The following is a 19010-nucleotide window of genomic DNA, read 5'->3' on the forward strand; positions in this document are numbered from 1 at the left end:
ACCTGTGGACAACCGGAAACCAGGAGATCCAAGAGCGGCTAGCGTGCCGGCAAGCCGAGTTCGAGAGGCCACTAATGTCTGCATCAGATCCAGAACTGCGCCGCGTCGCTGTTCATGCTGGTACCAAGGCTGCCGAACTGACGCTACCTGCCGCGGTGCCTGTCGCCACTTTGGTCCCTTCGATTTTTGATGTGCTTGGTACACGGAGCACAGATCCGGCAGCATCCCGGTACCAGCTGTCGCGCTTGGGTGCACCTGCTCTGCAGAGCTCAACAACCCTGGCGCAAAACGGCATCCGAGACGGGGCGGTCCTGGTTTTGACTCAATCGGCTACAGTGCCACCCGCCCCGCTTTGCGACGACGTGGCCGAGACGGTGTCGGCAGCGCTCGATGCTGCGGGCAGGGGCCGGCACCGACCGGTGACCCGGTTGATCGGTTCGATCGCTGCGTGCGCAGTAACCGCAGTGGGCACGCTAGAACTTGTTCGAAACGCACTGAGCGACAATGCCTCTCAATATCAGGGAATAACTGCAGCTATCGCAGCAGCGGCGTTTCTGATCGCGCTGCTTTTCGCCGGGGTTGCGCATCGCGTATATGGAGACGCGCTCGCCGGACTCACATTGAGCCTTGTCTCGACCGGATTCGCCGCGGTTGCAGGAGCGCTCGCCGTGCCAGGCACTCCGGCGCCCCCAGTACGCTGCTCGCCGCGATGGCGACAGCCTTCGCGGCGGTGCTGGCAATGCGAATAGCGGATTGCGGCACGGTCACATTGACTGCGGTAGCGTGTGGCGCGGTATTCACCGCCGTTGCCGCACTGGCAAGTGCGCTCACCGGGGCACCATTGAGTGCTATCAGCTCAATAGCAGCGCTGGTGTCCTTGTGCTTGCTGGAAATAGCTCCGTCGATCTCGATCAGATTGGCAGGATTGGCGCCGACACTGCCGCCCTCGGACGAGAAGGACGACACGGAAACCCTACCGACAGTGGACTCGATCGCCGCCAAAGCAATCCGCGCTGACCAATGGTTGACTAGCTTGCTCGGCACCTTTTCGTGGTCGGCCGCAATCGGCGGCAGCGTGGCCGCCCTCGCTACCCACAACGCCATCACCTTGACTGCGATCACCGGCGCCCTGTTGCTGTTGCGGGTGCGCTTACATCGCGACAGGGATAGGGCATTGGTGATAGCCGCTAGTGGAGTCTTCACTACGACAATCACATTCGCAGTGGCAGTGGCTGGAAAGCTGACGCACGGGCCGTGGATCGCCGCGCTGACGGCGATCCTCGCGACCGTGGCGATGTCCCTGGGCTTCGTTGCGCCAACAGTCTCGTTTTCACCCATCGCACGCCGAAGCATCCAGGCGTTGGAGTGTCTGGCTTTGATCTGCCTGGCACCCCTGACATGCGGGATATGCGGTGTCTTCAATGCCGTAAGCGGCTTCGGCTCGAGATGAATGCGGCTACGTCACGCGTCACTCGCCTGTTGGCGACTGCGACGCTAACCGTGCTCTTTGGGTTCACGGCGCCGTTGGCGCAAGCAGTCTCGCCGCCGCAGATCGACGAAAGATGGCTGCCCGAGCCGTCATCTCCGGCGCCACCCCAACCCACAGTTCAACGCGAGATATGCGCGGCGACGTCAACACATTCCCTTTCGACCTCAGATACGGCCGGTCCAGCTGCCCAACTCGCCGATTTCGACTTGCCGCAGATCTGGCAACTCACTCGAGGCGGTGGACAACGAGTTGCAGTCATCGACACCGGAGTCTCAAGACATCGGCGGCTGCCCACGTTGCTGGCCGGCGGTGACTACGTCTCCACCGGGGACGGTACCCAGGATTGCGATGCGCACGGCACGCTTGTAGCAGGAATCATCGCTGCCTCGCCGGATGCAGGAGCAGACAATTTCAGCGGCGTGGCCCCAGATGTCACGCTGATCAGTATCCGCCAGTCCAGCGCCAAATTCGCACCGATCAGCGACCCATCAAGCACCGGCGTGGGAGACGTCAACACCATGGCGAAAGCCGTTCGAACGGCTGCCGATATGGGTGCGTCAGTGATCAACATCTCCACTGTTGCGTGCGTTGCCGCGACCACCGGAATCGATGATCGCGCGCTCGGCGCTGCACTGGCCTACGCGGTCGACGTCAAGAACGCCGTCGTCGTAGCAGCGGCCGGTAACACAGGTGGTGTTGCACAGTGTCCACCTCAGCGGTCTGACGCAACCCGGGAGACCGTCGCGGTTGTGGTCAGTCCGGCTTGGTATGACGACTACGTGTTGACCGTCGGTTCGGTAACCGCCGACGGGAAACCATCAGCGTTCACCCTGGCCGGGCCTTGGGTGGATGTCGCCGCGCCCGGCGAACGGGTGGCCTCACTCGGCTCGGACAACGATGCGATCGTGAGCGGCCTTGATGAAAGGCATGGTTCGGCACCACTAGCCGGCACGAGCTATGCCGCGCCGGTGGTAAGCGGACTGGCCGCTCTGATCAGAGCCCGCTTCCCGGCAATGACCGCACGCCAGGTGATGGACCGCATCAAATCGACGGCGCACCACCCACCCGCCGGCTGGGATCCGATCGTCGGCAACGGCATCATCGATGCCATGGCCGCAGTCAGCACTGGCTCAATTTCGCCGGAAACCAGCGCCAAACCCGGCCCCGTGCAAGAGAACACGCGCGCTTTGCACAGCACATCGCAGCAACCCGGCTCCCCAGATCATCGGCCGCGCAACATTGCCTTTGGTGGGACGGCAATCTGTGTGGTTGCACTGCTGGCGGCGTTGGTTACCAACGCGGGCAGAGGCCGATCACGAGGCCAATCTACGCATGCCGGCCACGACGGTGTCACGAGCGACTAGCGCCTTCGCCCTGCTCAGTTCCGGTCCGGCCGGCAACTTTGCCAGCACCGGCCATGGCGCCGGGATCACCGTTGCCGGCAGACCGAGGTCATGTGCCGCGTCGTCGTGAATACCGAACCGCACCCCGGTGTCGGTGACGAGATAACGCGGGTCTGACCTAGTACCAGCACCGGACAGCCGCCGCGCAACCACGTAGGCGCTTCGGCCCGGCGGAAGATAGACCGCGTCTAGCGCAGGGCCATGGCCGTCAGCTTGCGCCAAGGTCACAGACATCTGCCCAACGGGCACCGGTGGAGTTTCACCCACCAAGAACCCGGTGTCGACCGAACCTGTTTGGGCAAGAAACCAGGTCACGCACATTGTCGTGTCCGGCTTTTCCGGTATCCGGTCCCACAGTTTTGGCGCCCGTTCCGGGTAGGTGGACACCGGCAATGTGTCCACAATAGGTACCGAGCCGACTACATCGGGAGCCACCGAGACGACGCTAGCGGCGCCGTGCGAATCGCTGAACCTCAACAAATCCGCGACTACCTGTCCTATTCTCTGGACCCCTGCGCCGAGTACCACGTAGTACTCATCCCCTTGGGCACGCGCAACACGCAACACGCTGCCGACCGGATATCCGGGTAGTGCGGCCGGTCCCCTCCCGCCCATCCCGCGAATCGAGGGAGTCGTGATCGGCGGCGCCTCCGGAACGGCGTCGAGCAGCAACTGCGATACGACGCGCGGGACCCGCCCTTCAAGCCGCAAAGCGCGTGAGATCACAGGGTCAGCAAGATCTACCATGGCCCGTCTGCCGTTGTAGAGCAGGTAGGCGGGCGAGCCAGATGTGGGCGCGACCAGAAGCGTCTGCTCACCGGCCAGGTGGCGCACCGGCGACCCGGTAACAGGGCCGATAACAACGGTCGTTGCCGCTCCTGAGTCGGTATCGCAGACCGTCCATATCGATTCGTCTCCAGCCAACGTTGGGGCAAGCACCGCCGGCGCACCCGGAATACCCAGTAGAGGACCACGTTTGGTACGTCTGATTTCGGACTCGCGCACCGGCTGCGGATTCGCGTCAGTCACCGCGATCAACCGCGCCGAGGCCAGGTTCAGCACCGGATGCCAGATATCACCTACTCTCACATAGAGCGCTCCGGATTCCTGGCCTATCACGATCCGTGCATGGCCGAGCCCTGCTTGCGGCCGTAAGAAGCAGACGAATGCGTATGCCGCCACGGCAATGGTCGCCAGTACACACCCGGCAGCTAGCGACGCCTTATGCATGCGTAAGGCGTCGTTGGCCGTGCGGATGTCGGTGTGCAACAGTGCGCATTCGATGCGACGCAACAGAAGTCGATAGCCGCTGACGTGCCGCCAGGTTGTCGCTTGGCCTGGCACTGCCCCCCCCCCGATCGCCTATTCGCGCCTCGTTCGCGTCGACTCACACTAAACCGCCAGCCAACTCGTCTTTACCGCTCATCCACAGGCACTTATCCACATCGTCAGCGGTGTTGCCTTGGCCACCAACAGCTTCGGCGATCTGCTATCCGCCGAGTAGCGGGCGCGGGCGCGGCAGTCACTGTCGTCGGCATCGCCTAGGCGACACATTGCAGTGCGGCCGGTTTGTAGCTGGTCTGCGATGATTGCGCAACTGACACAACCCAATCGGCCAATAAAGTCTTGGCATGGGGCTGTTCCGGGTCACACCACGCCCGCAGGCGCATTCAAGCTGCCGGCGAGCAGCTGCCGGACGCCACGTCGAATTGTTGGCTACGGCCACCGGAATCGCGGCGGCTGCACTGGCGGTCGCCCCCGCTGTGGCGGCACCAGCATCGGCGTCATACCCAGACGTCGAGGTGATGTTCGCCAGAGGAACAAACGAGCCACCTGGTATCGGACGGGTGGGCGGAGCCTTTGTCAAAGGGCTACGCCAGCAAACTCACAAGAGCGTCGGCGCGTACGCGGTCAGCTACCCGGCCAACGACGACTTCTTAGCTGTTACCCAAGGCGCGAACAACGCCAGTGTCGAAGTTCAGCAGCTGGCAAAATGTGCCCCACGACCAAAATCGTGCTCGGAGGGTACTCCCAAGGGGCCGCGGTAATGGATATTGTCACCGCTGCACCGACGCCCGCTCCCAAGCCCTTACCCAGGAAAGCAGCCGGCCACGTCGCCGCCGTCGCCCTCTTCGGGAACCCGTCCGGCCGAGCCGGCGGACTCATGACCGCACTGAGCCCGAAGTTCAAATCCAAGATCATCAATGTCTGCAATAGCGGCGACCCAATCTGCTCGGCGGGAGGCCGCTGCAGCGCCCACATGGGCTACGTGCCCCACTTGACCAACCAGGCAGCGAGTTTCGTCGCGCGCAGAATCTAGACCCGCTGTACATCCCGGTAGGTCGGCATCCGATTTCCCAAAGCCCCCTTCGACTGGCACGCATACCCGTGCGAGGTTACGATCACGCCTGATCCAGCACACGACGACCGCTGGTCAGCGCAGTTCAAACGGTAAATCGCCAGAACGCGTAGACGTGCGCTGATGCCCGCGCTTTGCGAGAAGGCACGTGTGCAGACCTACCCAGGGGATTTCTGCGCCCCTAGCGATTACTTGCACTTGGAGGGCTCATGCAGGACATCGATGCGCACGTCGCGGACTCAGCCCAAGCCGACGCCGCCAAGTCCTCCTCTAGGGAGACGGTTGAAGACTGCACGCTGCGCTTCGCCCCTCGCAGTTACCGGAGGTGGTCCCCGGCGGTGGTGGGAATCTCCGCGCTCGGCGGTATCGCCTACCTGGCGGATTTCGCGATCGGCGCCAACGTCGGGATCACCTGGGGTACCGCAAATGCTCTGTGCGGAATCGGAATCTTCGCTGTGGTGGTCTTCACCACCGGATTGCCGCTGGCCTACTACGCCGCCCGATACAACATCGACCTGGACCTGATCACCCGCGGCAGCGGGTTCGGTTACTACGGATCGGTGGTCACCAACGTGATCTTCGCCACGTTCACATTCATCTTCTTTGCCCTGGAGGGCTCGATCATGGCGCAAGGGCTCAAGCTGGGCTTAAACGTCCCGCTATGGGCGGGTTACGCATGCTCGACGCTGATCATCTTCCCGCTAGTGATCTACGGGATGAAAGTCTTGTCTCAGCTGCAACTTTGGACCACCCCGCTCTGGCTGATCCTGATGGTGGCCCCGTTTGGTTACCTGGTGGTGAGCCATCCAGACTCGATCGGGCAGTTCCTGGCGTTTACCGGCAGGGATGGCCGCGGTGGAGTTAGCCTCGGCTCGGCCCTTTTGGCGGCCGGGGTGTGTTTGGCTCTGATTGCTCAGATCGCCGAGCAGATCGACTACGTACGCTTTATGCCGCCGCGAACCCCAGACAACTCGCTCAGATGGTGGACCTGGATGCTGCTAGCCGGTCCCGGCTGGGTTGTGTTTGGAGCTATCAAACAGATAATCGGCCTGTTCCTGGCGGTCTATCTGATCTCCAACGTCGCCGGCGCTGCGCCCATCGCCAATATGCCCGTGCATCAGTTCATGGAGATCTACCGAAACTTCATGCCCGCCTGGCTGGCGCTTCCGCTCGCCGTGATTTTAGTGGTATTGAGCCAGATTAAGATCAACGTGACGAATGCCTATTCCGGCTCTTTAGCGTGGACCAACTCATTCACGCGTGTCACCAAGCATTATCCGGGACGGGTCGTCTTCCTCGGAGTGAACCTGCTAATTGCGCTAATCCTGATGGAAGCCAACATGTTTGATTTCCTCAACACGATCCTTGGCTGCTACGCCAACTGCGGCATGGCGTGGGTCGTTGTGGTGGCGTCAGACATCGTCTTCAACAAATACCTCCTTGGTCTATCGCCGAAGACGCCCGAGTTTCGCCGTGGCATGTTGTATGCCGTGAACCCTGTTGGTTTCGGTTCTATGCTATTGGCAGCGGGGCTATCAATCATCACTTTCTTCGGCGGCCTAGGAACCACCCTTCGACCGTATTCGCCGCTGGTCGCGATTGTTATAGCTTTGGTGACGCCGCCAATCCTGGCAATCACCACGAAAGGTAAGTACTATTTGCGGCGCACACACGACGGAATCGATCTACCCATGCATGACGATCACGGCAATCCCTCAGCCGTGCAGTTGACGTGCCATGTTTGCCGCGACGACTTCGAGCGCCCCGACATGTTGGCCTGCAACGCCCACGACGCGCACGTCTGTTCACTGTGCCTGTCCACCGACAGACAAGCTGAACACGTGCTTGCTGCGCACCCCTAAGACCGGACCGGTCGCCGTCCACGAGCAGTGCGCCCGAAGCCGTGCACACCATCTCGACAGTGTTTGCTAGCCATCAACGAAAGCGGCCCAGCATCCGCTGGGGGTCCGCCGGACGGATACACAACGAATGCTGCATAACAGGGCAGCGTTAGCCGTGAAATCGCTGTGAATTTACCTCGGCAGCATCAGACCGCTAGCGCCCAAGCCCCTCTACATGTTCAACTCCAACAGAAGCGCCGCGGATAGTCCGTCGCTCTTAGCCGAAATTGAGAAGGTAAGGCAATGCGGATCTTCAATGCGTCTGTGCGACCACGAATGTCACTGGTCATCCCCGTCGCAGCCATTATCGTTTGATTGTTCAGCTGGTGAACAGGACCGTGATGCGATCGGCCACCAAAGTGCGGGTTAATTACGGACGACACGAGCGATTACGCCAGGATTTCACCGCTCGCCGTAATTGCATGCAAAAGTCCGATTGGCACAACGGTAGGGCCGCACTACTCGAACCGAGCGTTCATCGACATACGGGCCGATGTCAGCCGCAATCCGGGGACACAGGCTGGAAAGTATGACGCATATGTAAATGTTGATTACTATTGCAATAATCGACTATATCTACTAGCTACTGTCGCAGTAGGCTATTTTCCTGTTGGCCGGTCACGTTTCCTGCCGCCCCAACGACGGCGATGTGGCCGCAAGCAGCCCTTTCCGCTTTCAGGAAGATTTTGATGAATGTTGAATTCGCTATCCACCCAGGACGCGTGCGTGCGAGTACGACGTCACATGGAACGGGGCCGCTCAACGCCTACTTGGGGTCGCCGCCGCTGGCGCTTCCCCCGGCGATCGGACTCTTAGCATGGCCGCCCCCGCAGGCGATCTCCTTGACGCAACAGCAAGTGCCACCGTTGTTGCCAGCCAAATCGCTCCGCACCTACTGTTCCAGGCGTGGATGGCGTTGGACTTCGGTTCATTGCCGCCCGAGATCAACTCCAATCGTATGTACGCCGGTCCCGGATCGGGCCCCCTGATGGCCGCCGCCACGGCCTGGGATGAGCTGGCGGCAGAACTTAGTTTCGTAGCACGCACATACAGTTCGGTGATCGCAGAGCTGACTAGCTTGTGGATAGGCCCGACCGCAGCTTCGATGATCGCAGCGGTCACACCCTATGTCTCCTGGCTAGGCGCGACAGCCGTACAAGCCGAGCAAGCGGGTGCTCAAGCCAGAGCCGCTGGTGCCGCCTATGAAGCCGCGTTCGCGATGACGGTGCCCCCGCAACTCGTCGAGGCCAACCGCGAATTGCTGATGGCGCTCATCGCAACCAACTTTTTCGGGCAGAATACGCCGGCGATCGCGACGACCGAGGCCCAATACGCAGAGATGTGGGCCCAAGACGCTGCCGCCATGTACGGCTACGCCGCCGCTTCGGCCGCCGCTAGCCAGTTGACGCCGTTCGGACTGCCCCCGAACACCACTAATCAGGCCGGGGTGGCCAAACAAACCGAAGCGAACATGAGGTCGGAAACCTCAAAGCGCGTGCTCACCTCAATCGCATCGTGGCTTGAGGCGCACATACCCAGCTTTACCCCCGCCGAGCTAAACGCAATGGTCAACCTCTATTCGACGTTCATGTACGACTTCGCCGGGCTAACCATGAACGCCGGCCAGGTAGCGCAGGCGTTTTTGCACGTCCCGGCGCAAACCGGCGCCGAAGGGGTTGGAATCGCCGCGGCGGAATCGGGCCTAGCCCGCCTGGGTCTCGCGGGACTTCCGGTGTCGGCAAGTATTGGTCAAGCCAGCAAGATCGGAGCGCTATCAACGCCTCCGACTTGGGCCACGTTGACCAGTGCGCAAAGCGCCGAGATGACCGTACCCGAGATTGCCAACGCGCCGCGCGCCGTCTTCCACGCCGCCCCCGGGGGTGAAACATCGGCTCTGCTCCGGGGTGTGCCAACGAGCGGCGGGCCGCGGACCGCGAACTTCAGCCAGCGCCGGTATGGCTTACGCCTCAACGTGACCACCCGTCCGCCGGCGGGCGGATAATGACATGAACCTGAGCACAAGACGGGATCTAACGCCCGCGCCCACCACAGACCCCCGCATACCAACTCCGAGCACCCGCCTCCCAACGAGTCACCAACAGCCGCAAACGTTGTCAGCGATGGCGACCCTCGTGCCGGACGTCGGCTCGGGTACTGAGCGCCCAACCACTAGATAAGGGGTTTACAGCGATGACCATCGATTTCGGAGCGTTGCCACCGGAAGTCAATTCCCAGCGAATGTATTCCGGTCCAGGGGCGGCGCCGATGTTGGCCGCCGCATCAGCATGGAGCGGACTAGCCGCCGAATTGCGCTCAACTGCCACCGACTTCCACAACGTGCTCATCACACTGCACAACGAGGAGTGGATAGGCCCTGCATCAACATTGATGGCCGATGCAGTAGCACCTTATGAGGCGTGGCTCGTCAGCACCACCGCGCAAGCTGAACACGCGGCCAGCCAAGCGCGCTCGGCAGCCGCGGCCTACCAGGCCGCCTTCGCGCAAACCGTGCCCCCACCGCTCATCGCGACCAACCGGAGCCAGCTGGCCTCGCTGGTTCAGACCAACATTCTCGGCCAAAACACCGCGGCAATCGCGGCCAAAGAAGCCGAGTACGGCCAAATGTGGGCACAGGACGCCGCGGCAATGTACACATACGCCGGCTCCTCGGCGACCGCCTCGGCCTTGACGCCATTCACCTCACCACCACAGATTGCCAACCCAGCTGCTACGCAAATCCAAGCTGCAGCGACTACCCAGGCCGCTGCCAGCACGGCAGGCAAAGCACAAAGCATGCTTTCACGGGTGATCTCCGAGGTGCCCAAGGCGCTAAGTAGCCTTTCATCACCAGTGCGCGCCGCCCTCGCCGCCGGCGGATCGACCCCATCGCCGATAGAGAAATTCTTTGCGTGGTTTACCCCATTTACCGGCGCCCTGTACTCCACCGTCGGTTTGCCGTACTTCGGACTCGGCATGATGAACAGCGTGGTGACCTCCGCGGCGGCGCTGGGCCTGGCCGCCCCAACGGCAAGCGCGGCGGTCGCCGCGGACGGCGCCCTAGGCGACCTGGGAGCACTGCTGGGCGGCGGGCCGGTATCGGCTGGTCTGGCCAATGCGGCATCCGCTGGAGGGTTGTCCGTGCCGCCCGCATGGACGGCCGCCAACCCCGTGCCAAGTGCGGCGAACGCGCTCACACGGGTGAGCGACGTAGTCGAGCCTCCCGACGTTGGGGGACCTGGAAACCTTTTGGGTGGCATGCCCCTGGCCGGTACCGGCTCCGGCGCCTCAGGTGCTGGTCCCCGATACGGGTTCCGCCCCACTGTGATGGCCCGCCCGCCGTTTGCCGGTTAGCACAACCGGCGACCATCACGCCGGCTTGACGCGTTGTCAATCGAGGCGCGTTGCGACAGGTCACGCAGCCCCATCTGATAAGGACGCCACTCATGTCAAGCGATGTCGCTGCCGCCGCTTCTGATTCTGATTCTGCTGCTGGGCAAGAGGTCCCGCATCTACATCGGGGCCTTGCTAACCGCCACATTCAGTTGATCGCAATCGGAGGCGCGATCGGCACCGGCTTATTCATGGGATCAGGACGAACGATCTCGCTAGCCGGCCCAGCAATCCTGCTGGTCTACGCGATCATCGGCTTCTTCATGTTCTTCGTACTACGCGCCATGGGCGAACTACTCCTGTCAAACCTCAACTACAAATCCTTCGTCGACTTCACCTCCGACCTCCTCGGCCCCGCCGCAGGCTTCTTCATCGGATGGTCCTACTGGTTCGCATGGGTAGTCACCGGCATCGCCGACATCGTCGCCATCACCGGATACTCCAAATTCTGGTGGCCCCACATACCAACCTGGCTACCCGCCCTGGTCACCGTCACCTTGATCCTGGCGTTCAACCTCTTCAACGTCCGAAACTTCGGCGAAATCGAATTCTGGTTCGCCCTAATCAAAATCGCCGCAATCCTATGCCTCATCCTGGTCGGCGCCGGCCTGGTAGCCACCCACTTCGTCTCCCCCCACGGCAACCAAGCCACCATCGAAAACCTCTGGAACGACGGCGGATTCTTCGCAACCGGATTCACCGGCATGGTCAGCGGCTTCCAAATCGCCTTCTTCGCATTCGTCGGCGTCGAACTCGTCGGCACCGCCGCAGCCGAAACCAAAAACCCACGACGCACCCTGCCCCGCGCCATCGACGCCATCCCCCTACGCGTGGTCATCTTCTACATCGGCGCCCTACTAGCCATCCTCACCGTCGTACCCTGGCGCCAAATCTCCAGCGACAAATCCCCCTTCGTGGCCATGTTCTCCCTCGCCGGACTCACCGTGGCAGCATCAGTGGTCAACTTCGTCGTCGTCACCTCAGCAACCTCCTCAGCCAACTCCGGAGTCTTCTCCACCGGACGAATGCTCTTCGGCCTCGCCGACGAAGGCAGCGCACTAGCAACATTTCGCCGACTCAACCGCGGCGGCGTACCCGCACCAGCACTCCTGTTCACCGCCGCCCTACTCCTCACCTCCATCCCCCTGCTCTACACCGGCGGCTCCATCATCGGCGCCTTCACCCTCATCACCACCTTGTCCTCACTACTATTCATGTTCGTCTGGACCCTAATCATCATCAGCTACCTCACCTACCGCCGCCGACACCCACACCGCCACACCACATCCACCTACAAAATGCCCGGCGGCCCCACCATGTGCTGGACCGTGCTCACCTTCTTCGCCTTCGTCATCTGGACACTGACCACCAAACCCCAAACCGCCATCGCCCTAGCCTGCTTCCCCCTCTGGTTCCTGCTCCTCACCACCGGCTGGCTCATCGTCAAACGCCGACCAGGCCGCGCCGAGCAATACCGCCTCTTCCAAGCCGAAATGAACCAACCCACCACCGACGACTAAACCAACACACCAAACCAAGAGCCGGTATGAAGAATCAGCCCAATGCAATTCATCTACCAGGCAGCGAGTTGCGTCGCGGACCGAAGTTAGTCAGTACGCGACCGCAGGTCCCGGGTGATCAAAGTCCGCGACGCAAGCTGATCGTCCGGCGGATAGTCCACGCCAACGAGCGTCAGCCCATGAGCCGGAGCAGCCGCGAAGTCGCTGGATCGGCCTGTCGCATTGAGCAGCTCACGGCACCAAGCCGCGTTACGCCGGTGCTCGCCAACTGCCAGTAACGCCCCGACCAGGGAGCGCACCATTGACCAGCAAAACGCGTCTGCGGTGACGCGCACGGTGATTAGATAGCCATCTTGCGACCAGTCCAGTCGCTGCAAGTCGCGGATCGTGGTGGCACCGTCGCGATGACGACAGAAACCAGCGAAATCGTGCAATCCCAACAGCTCCCGGGACACCGCGGCCATCGCGTCCACATCCAGCGCCCGCGGCCACGCAGTGGTAAACCGCGTCTGCTGTGGCTCCGCGCCGTAGGGCGCCACCGACAACCGATAAGCGTAATGCCGCCGAAGCGCCGAGAATCGAGCATCGAAACCCGCAGGTGCGCGGCATATTTCGCGGACCCGGACATCGGCTGGCAAGAACCGGCCTAACCGACGCACTAGCGGCTGGAATTCTGGATCGCCGGGGCGAGGTGAGCGCGAGTAGGCATTCCGCAGGGCAACCTCAGGCACGTCGAGGTGGGCCACCTGCCCGGTGGCGTGGACTCCCGCGTCTGTGCGGCCCGCCGCCCAAAGCCGCACCCGCGTGCGAAAGATGGTCGTCAGGGCCTCGTCAAGGACCCCAGCGACGGTACGCTGACCCGCTTGCGCCGCCCAGCCTGCGAAATCGGTTCCGTCGTAGGCAATGTCGAGCCGCAGACGGACTTCCTCACTAATTCTCAGCGGCCTCGCCAGGTTCGGCGGCTGCGGGCTCCTCAGCCGGCTCAGGGGCAGCTCCCTCGGCCGACGTCGCCTCCGCCTGCGCGCCGGCTACCCGGCGTGCGCGATCAGCTTCGGAGGACGCGGTTTTCTCCCGCACCAGCTCGATCACGGCCATGGGAGCGTTGTCGCCCTTGCGTGCCTCAACCTTGATGATGCGGGTATAGCCGCCGTCCCGGTCGGCGAAGAACGGCCCGATCTCAGCAAACAGAGTGTGCACCACATCCTTGTCGCGGAGCTTCTTGAGCACCTCGCGCCGATTGTGCAGAGAGCCCTTCTTAGCGTGCGTAATCAGCTTCTCCGCGTACGGCCGCAGCGCCCGGGCCTTTGGCTCGGTAGTCTTGATCCGGCCATGCTCAAACAGGGACGTGGCCAGGTTGGCCAATATCGCCTTCTGGTGTGAAGACGACCCGCCGAGGCGCGGGCCCTTGGTGGGCTTGGGCATTGCTGACGCTCCTGTCTAGATTCTCCAAGCCGGCCAAAGGCCAGCTCCCCACTGTGTCCCCGGTCCGTCGGACGGCCCGCGTCGTCGTGGAACTAAAGCTGTTCGGTTTCGGCGTAATCCTGGTCGTCGTAGACTCCTTCAGTCGACCAAGTGCCTGTAGCGACGTCGTAGCCGGCGACTTCCGACGGGTCGAAGCTCGGCGGGCTGTCCTTGAGCGACAGACCCAGCTGATGCAGCTTGACCTTCACCTCGTCGATTGACTTCTGGCCGAAGTTCCGGATGTCGAGCAGGTCAGACTCAGTGCGCGATACGAGTTCGCCGACGGTGTGCACACCTTCACGCTTGAGGCAGTTGTAGGACCGCACAGTAAGATCCAAGTCGTCGATCGGCAGCGCGAACGACGCGATGTGGTCGGCCTCGGCGGGCGACGGCCCGATCTCGATCGCCTCGGCTTCGACGTTGAGTTCGCGTGCGAGCCCAAACAACTCGACCAACGTTTTGCCCGCCGACGCCAACGCATCGCGTGGGGTGATCGAGGTCTTGGTCTCTACGTCGAGGATCAGCTTGTCGAAGTCGGTGCGTTGCTCGACTCGAGTGGCGTCCACTTTGTAGGTCACCTTGAGCACCGGCGAGTAGATCGAGTCCACTGGGATACGGCCGATTTCAGCGCCGGATGCCCTGTTCTGCACAGCCGGGACATAGCCTCGACCGCGCTCGACGACGAGTTCAACTTCCAGCTTGCCCTTGTCGTTCAACGTCGCGATACGCATCTCAGGGTTGTGCACGGTCACGCCGGCCGGCGGCACGATGTCACCGGCTGTGACCTCGCCAGGACCTTGTTTGCGCAGGTACATCGTTACCGGCTCGTCCTCCTCCGAGGACACGACCAAATTCTTGAGGTTCAAGATGATGTCGGTGACGTCTTCCTTGACTCCGGGCACCGTGGTGAACTCATGTAGCACGCCGTCGATGCGAATGCTGGTGACGGCAGCACCCGGAATCGACGACAGCAGCGTACGACGCAGCGAATTGCCCAAGGTGTAACCGAATCCAGGCTCCAACGGTTCGATGACGAACTGGGATCGGTTGTCGGTGAGCGTGTCCTCGGACAGTGCCGGTCGCTGAGAGATCAGCATGGCGTTAATTTCTCCTTCTCAGCACCCACAATTTGATGCCGCTCAGGTTGTCCGTCGCCGCGGCCGCGGCTCCGGGTTGCCCGCACCTTTTGATGCGGAGCGTCTACTTCGAGTAGTACTCGACTATCAGCTGCTCGGTAAGCGGGACGTCGATCTGAGCCCGCTCGGGCAGCTGATGAACCAGGATGCGCTGACGTTCACCCACAACCTGCAGCCAGCTTGGGACCGGACGGTCACCCGCTGTTTCCCGCGCGATCTGGAACGGCACCGTGTTCACCGACTTGTCCTGCACATCAATGATGTCGTACTGGGACACCCGGTAGCTGGGGACGTTGACGTGCACACCGTTAACCATGAAGTGGCCATGGCTGACGAGCTGGCGCGACATACGGCGAGTGCGCGCCAGCCCGGCGCGGTAGACCACGTTATCGAGTCTGCTTTCCAGGATCTGCAGCAAGTTCTCACCGGTCTTACCGGAATGGCGAACGGCCTCTTCGTAGTAGCGCCGGAACTGCTTTTCCATCACGCCGTAGGTGAAACGGGCCTTCTGCTTCTCCTGCAGCTGCTGGCGGTACTCACTGTCCTTGATCCGCGCCCTTCCGTGCTGACCGGGCGGGTAGGGCCGCTTCTCGAATGACTGGTCGCCGCCGATGAGATCGGTGCCAAGCCGACGTGATTTACGAGTGACGGGTCCGGTGTAACGAGCCATTGGTGTCTTTCCTCCTAGACTCCGACTAAACCCTGCGACGCTTGGGTGGGCGGACGCCATTGTGCGGCTGGGGGGTGACGTCGGAGATCGCACCGACCTCTAAGCCGGCGGCCTGCAGGGATCGGATGGCGGTCTCACGTCCCGAACCCGGGCCCTTAACGAACACATCAACTTTGCGCACACCGTGCTCTTGTGCTTTGCGAGCGGCGTTCTCGGCGGCCAACTGCGCGGCGAACGGAGTCGATTTCCGAGACCCCTTAAACCCGACATGACCCGACGACGCCCAGGCGATCACGTTGCCCTGCGGGTCGGTAATCGTCACGATCGTGTTGTTGAATGTGCTCTTGATGTGGGCAGCGCCGTGCGGGACATTCTTCTTTTCCCGGCGGCGGGTCTTGTGCCCCTTCTTCGACGATCCAGTCGACGCTTTCTTCGGTGGCATCGTTTACCTGGCCTTCTTCTTGCCTGCGATGGTGCGCTTGGGACCTTTGCGAGTCCGCGCGTTGGTCTTGGTTCGCTGGCCGCGCACCGGCAGGCCGCGGCGGTGCCGCAAACCCTGGTAGCAACCAATCTCGATCTTGCGGCGAACATCGGCCTGGATCTCGCGACGCAGGTCACCCTCGACCTTCAGGTTGGCTTCGATGTAGTCCCGCAGTCGGGTCAGTTGGTCATCGGTGAGATCCTTGGTGCGCATGTCGCGATCAATACCGGTGGCCGCCAGAATCTCATTCGCGCGCGTCCGGCCGACGCCAAAGATGTAGGTCAGGGCGATCTCCATCCGCTTATCGCGCGGCAGATCGACGCCGACTAGTCGAGCCATCGTGGCTTCCCTCTTCTCTAGCGGAGGTCTGATCCCAGCCCGTTCCCGCGGATTTGCGGGGCCCGGCCTCCGTCCGGGCGTAGATGAGCAGCGAATCCGCTCATTGATGCTGGGAGGTCTGCATTCAGTTGTGTTGGCGACCAGTCAGGTCCTGGCCGTAGAACCGGCTAGCCCTGACGCTGCTTATGACGCGGGTCAGAGCAGATCACCATGACCCGCCCATGCCGACGGATCACCCTGCACTTGTCACAGATCGGCTTGACGCTCGGGTTCACCTTCACGGCAGTATCGGTCCTGTTCTCTGGGTGTTTCGTTACTTGTACCGGTACACGATTCGGCCCCGGGACAAGTCGTAGGGTGACAACTCCACCACTACGCGGTCCTCAGGCAGGATGCGGATGTAGTGCTGCCGCATCTTGCCGCTGATGTGGGCGAGCACCTTGTGGCCGTTCTCCAGCTCAATGCGAAACATGGCATTGGGCAGGGGCTCAACCACGCGACCCTCGACCTCTATGGCACCGTCTTTCTTGGCCATTACCTTCTGGCGATCCTTCTCTTCCTCGTCGGCGCACCCGATTTCGGCGCAACAGTGCCCGGACTACAAAACGTGAGCCGGTGGTGGAAATTCCGCGAAGCGCTCCGAGAAATTTCAAAACTGGGCACGCCAGGAGCCGGCGCGGGACGCCGCACCGGCGGTTCACACTACCCGCATCGCCGCACTCCACGCAAAACGCCACAGGCTCTGCCCACCAGAGAGGCGAAAATGCCGCCGGCAATATAGCGAGTCTGAGCAGCCATGACCGAGTCCCAGGCCAGCGCTGACGCCGCCAAGCCCACCCTGAACCAGACCAGATCCACGTGGTCGCCGCGTTGGGTCCCCGCGGGTTGATCCATTCGGGACAGCGCGGCGCCGGAGTGCATCCGATGAGCACCGTGCCACCGGCGCCAACCACGTCGCTGTCCAGACCCCCACTCGAAGTGAGACTCTGGTCCCGGCGCTGGCCGACCTGGCCGGACCGCTCGGGCTTAGCCGCCGCTAAGCACTACTTGGCATCTAAGGACGTCTATGACCGCCACAGAGTCACCCAAACCCAATCTGGGCCGATTCGGCGTATGGCTGGGGACCCGTTCCATCACCCCCGGATTGGCCGCCGAAATCGAGGCACTCGGCTACGGCGCCGTTTGGATCGGCGCATCACCGGACGCCGATCTGGCCTGGGTCGAGCCGGGCCTAGCGCAGACGACCTCGCTGCAGCTGGCCACCGGGATCGTGAATATCTGGTCAGCACCGGCCACGGCCATCGCAGAGTCGTTTCAGCGCATCGAAAGCACATATCCGGGAAGATTCTTGCTGGGTGTCGGGGTGGGTCACTCCGAGCACACTCAGGAGTACCGCAAGCCGTACGACGCGCTGGTCACCTACCTTGATGAGCTCGACGCGGCAGCGGTTCCAGCCAGCCGGCGCGTGCTGGCAGCGCTCGGCCCCAGAGTGTTGCGGTTATCGGCAGACCGCAGGGTGGCGTCTTAGGACTGGTGTAAAAACGCTGGGCGCATGTTCCTGGTGGTCATGTTACGCGGCGGTGGTGTCGGTCGTGGTTGTTGTGGTGGGGGGATGCAGTGGGCGGGGTGGCTCGAGCAGTTGGTGGCGTAGTTCTTGGAGGTGGCGGCTGGTCGCTGATGTTTGGGTGACTCCGCGCCAGCCGCGGCTGGCGCGGTCGAGGACGGCCCATACCAGCGACAGACAGCTGGTTTCGCCGGGTAGGCGGCCGATGACCTTGACCCGGCGACGGGATTCTCCGAAGGTGCGTTCGATGAGGTTGGAATGGCGGATGCGTGTCCAGTGTTGGCGGGGGAAGCGCAAATGCACGCTCAGCGAGGCGAAGTCGTTGGCCAGGCAAGCGACCGCGGCTGGGTAGAGCCCGCGGTATGTGGTGGTGAACTCCTCGGCGCGGCGGGTGGCTTCATCCACGGCCTGCTGGCCGGGTGGCTGGTCAATGTCATCGAAGATCGACCAGAACGCGGCTTTGATCTCGTCCTGGACCGCGACAGGTGTCTTGGCGATGACGTTACGGCAGCGATGGATCAGACACCGCTGACGCAGGCTTGCCGGAAACGTGGTCTCCCATGCGGCGATCAGGCCCGGCGCCCCGTCGGAGATGCCCAGTAGCGGCGGGCGTAGTCCCCGGTTCCTCAGGTCAGCCAAGAAGCCGGCCCACGCATCAGCCGACTCCGCTGCGGCTGGGGCCAGCCCAATAAACAGGGGCTTGCCGTCGGTGCAGATGCCCCAGGCGGCCAGCACCGGCTCGGCCGGGGCGTTGGGATGCATCCGAAAGTTCGAGGCATCCAAGAACAGGTAGTCCAACACCAGCTCATCAAGGCGTCGAGACGACCACGCAGCGAACTCGTCTTTGATGGCCGCACAAATCCGGCTCACCGTCGAGCGCGACAACGCCGCCTACGAGCCCAGCACCTCGGCCAACGCGGCCTCGATGTCGCGATCCGACAAACCGCGCACCCATCCCGAAATCACCAACGCCTCCAGAGCGTGGGTGCGCGTCACCCCGGCACCGAATAGCCGCGAACAGAACCGCTCGTCGGTGTCGCGTAGTTTCGGGCGGCATAATTCGACCGAGCCCATCGTGGTCTTCACCGTCGCCGGCGGTTGATACCCATTGCGGTACCCGCCCGGGCCGTCCTGAACCCGACGCTGGTGACGGGCTCGGCCCAACACTGCTTCTACCTCGGCCTCCACGGCGACCTGAAACACCAGACGCACCGATAACCGCCCGACCTCCTCCAAAATCTCGGTCAACGGCCGCTCGGTCGCGGCGAACAACTGATCCATCTCAACACGCACACGC

15 protein-coding genes and 4 pseudogenes are annotated in these 19010 nt (G+C 62.4%); 8 read left to right on the forward strand and 11 right to left on the reverse strand.

Annotated features, from left to right (window positions below):
* Positions 1-155: 155 nt before the first annotated feature.
* A pseudogene (gene eccD, locus ACO07W_RS06960) lies at positions 156-1450 on the forward strand (type VII secretion integral membrane protein EccD).
* Positions 1447-2853 carry a type VII secretion-associated serine protease mycosin gene (gene mycP, locus ACO07W_RS06965; protein ID WP_421845850.1) on the forward strand — a complete coding sequence of 469 codons (1407 nt, stop codon included), beginning with the start codon at positions 1447-1449 and terminating at the stop codon, positions 2851-2853. Before eccD ends, mycP begins: the two are co-directional and overlap by 4 nt.
* Here mycP and eccB read toward each other — a convergent pair.
* On the reverse strand, positions 2803-4236 hold the full coding sequence (gene eccB / locus ACO07W_RS06970; protein ID WP_421841904.1) for a type VII secretion protein EccB: 1434 nt from the start codon (positions 4234-4236) through the stop codon (positions 2803-2805). The two genes, mycP and eccB, sit on opposite strands and share 51 nt — an antisense overlap.
* A 287-nt stretch (positions 4237-4523) precedes the next feature.
* On the opposite strand from eccB, the pseudogene ACO07W_RS06975 reads away from it, so the two are divergent.
* From ACO07W_RS06975 to ACO07W_RS06995, 5 genes and pseudogenes are all read left to right on the forward strand, one after another.
* Positions 4524-5212: pseudogene (locus ACO07W_RS06975) on the forward strand (cutinase family protein).
* 248 nt (positions 5213-5460) lie between these two features.
* A complete protein-coding gene (locus ACO07W_RS06980; RefSeq protein ID WP_421841906.1) occupies positions 5461-7113 on the forward strand; it encodes a purine-cytosine permease family protein in 1653 nt (550 codons plus the stop codon).
* Between the two features lie 955 nt (positions 7114-8068).
* Positions 8069-9154: a PPE family protein gene (locus ACO07W_RS06985; RefSeq protein WP_421845851.1), complete on the forward strand. Its 1086-nt coding sequence runs from the start codon at positions 8069-8071 to the stop codon at positions 9152-9154.
* A 194-nt stretch (positions 9155-9348) separates the two neighbouring features.
* Positions 9349-10503, forward strand: coding sequence for a PPE family protein (locus tag ACO07W_RS06990; protein ID WP_421845852.1), 1155 nt, complete (start codon positions 9349-9351; stop codon positions 10501-10503).
* 92 nt (positions 10504-10595) lie between these two features.
* Positions 10596-12062, forward strand: coding sequence for an amino acid permease (locus tag ACO07W_RS06995; protein ID WP_421841908.1), 1467 nt, complete (start codon positions 10596-10598; stop codon positions 12060-12062).
* 86 nt (positions 12063-12148) lie between these two features.
* On the opposite strand, the gene truA is transcribed toward ACO07W_RS06995, so the two are convergent.
* The 9 genes from truA to ACO07W_RS07040 all read right to left on the reverse strand — a co-directional run bounded on the left by truA (position 12149) and on the right by ACO07W_RS07040 (position 17070).
* Entirely contained in the window at positions 12149-13039 is an 891-nt protein-coding gene (truA, locus tag ACO07W_RS07000; RefSeq protein ID WP_421845853.1) for a tRNA pseudouridine(38-40) synthase TruA, read from the reverse strand.
* Positions 12993-13484, reverse strand: coding sequence for a 50S ribosomal protein L17 (rplQ, locus tag ACO07W_RS07005; protein ID WP_421841910.1), 492 nt, complete (start codon positions 13482-13484; stop codon positions 12993-12995). Before rplQ ends, truA begins: the two co-directional genes overlap by 47 nt.
* Positions 13485-13576: 92 nt before the next feature.
* Entirely contained in the window at positions 13577-14620 is a 1044-nt protein-coding gene (locus ACO07W_RS07010; protein WP_421841912.1) for a DNA-directed RNA polymerase subunit alpha, read from the reverse strand.
* A 103-nt stretch (positions 14621-14723) separates the two neighbouring features.
* Positions 14724-15329: a 30S ribosomal protein S4 gene (gene rpsD, locus ACO07W_RS07015; RefSeq protein WP_421841914.1), complete on the reverse strand. Its 606-nt coding sequence runs from the start codon at positions 15327-15329 to the stop codon at positions 14724-14726.
* Between the two features lie 25 nt (positions 15330-15354).
* Positions 15355-15771, reverse strand: a complete 417-nt coding sequence (rpsK, locus tag ACO07W_RS07020) for a 30S ribosomal protein S11 (RefSeq protein ID WP_421841916.1) — start codon at positions 15769-15771, stop codon at positions 15355-15357.
* 3 nt (positions 15772-15774) lie between these two features.
* Complete coding sequence (rpsM, locus tag ACO07W_RS07025; protein ID WP_421841918.1) at positions 15775-16149, reverse strand: 30S ribosomal protein S13; 375 nt, start codon at positions 16147-16149, stop codon at positions 15775-15777.
* A gap of 167 nt (positions 16150-16316) precedes the next feature.
* On the reverse strand, positions 16317-16430 hold the full coding sequence (rpmJ, locus tag ACO07W_RS07030; protein ID WP_003879483.1) for a 50S ribosomal protein L36: 114 nt from the start codon (positions 16428-16430) through the stop codon (positions 16317-16319).
* A 32-nt stretch (positions 16431-16462) separates the two neighbouring features.
* Entirely contained in the window at positions 16463-16684 is a 222-nt protein-coding gene (infA, locus tag ACO07W_RS07035) for a translation initiation factor IF-1 (protein ID WP_003418601.1), read from the reverse strand.
* Positions 16685-16851: 167 nt separating this feature from the next.
* Positions 16852-17070, reverse strand: coding sequence for a hypothetical protein (locus tag ACO07W_RS07040; protein WP_421841925.1), 219 nt, complete (start codon positions 17068-17070; stop codon positions 16852-16854).
* A gap of 145 nt (positions 17071-17215) precedes the next feature.
* Here ACO07W_RS07040 and ACO07W_RS07045 point away from each other — a divergent pair.
* Positions 17216-17662: pseudogene (locus tag ACO07W_RS07045) on the forward strand (LLM class flavin-dependent oxidoreductase); the annotation flags it as partial.
* Between the two features lie 57 nt (positions 17663-17719).
* Here ACO07W_RS07045 and ACO07W_RS07050 read toward each other — a convergent pair.
* Positions 17720-18994, reverse strand: a pseudogene (locus ACO07W_RS07050) (IS256 family transposase).
* Positions 18995-19010 lie beyond the last annotated feature (16 nt).

Origin of the sequence: Mycobacterium sp. (genome assembly GCF_965230835.1) — a bacterium.
Classification (GTDB): domain Bacteria; phylum Actinomycetota; class Actinomycetes; order Mycobacteriales; family Mycobacteriaceae; genus Mycobacterium.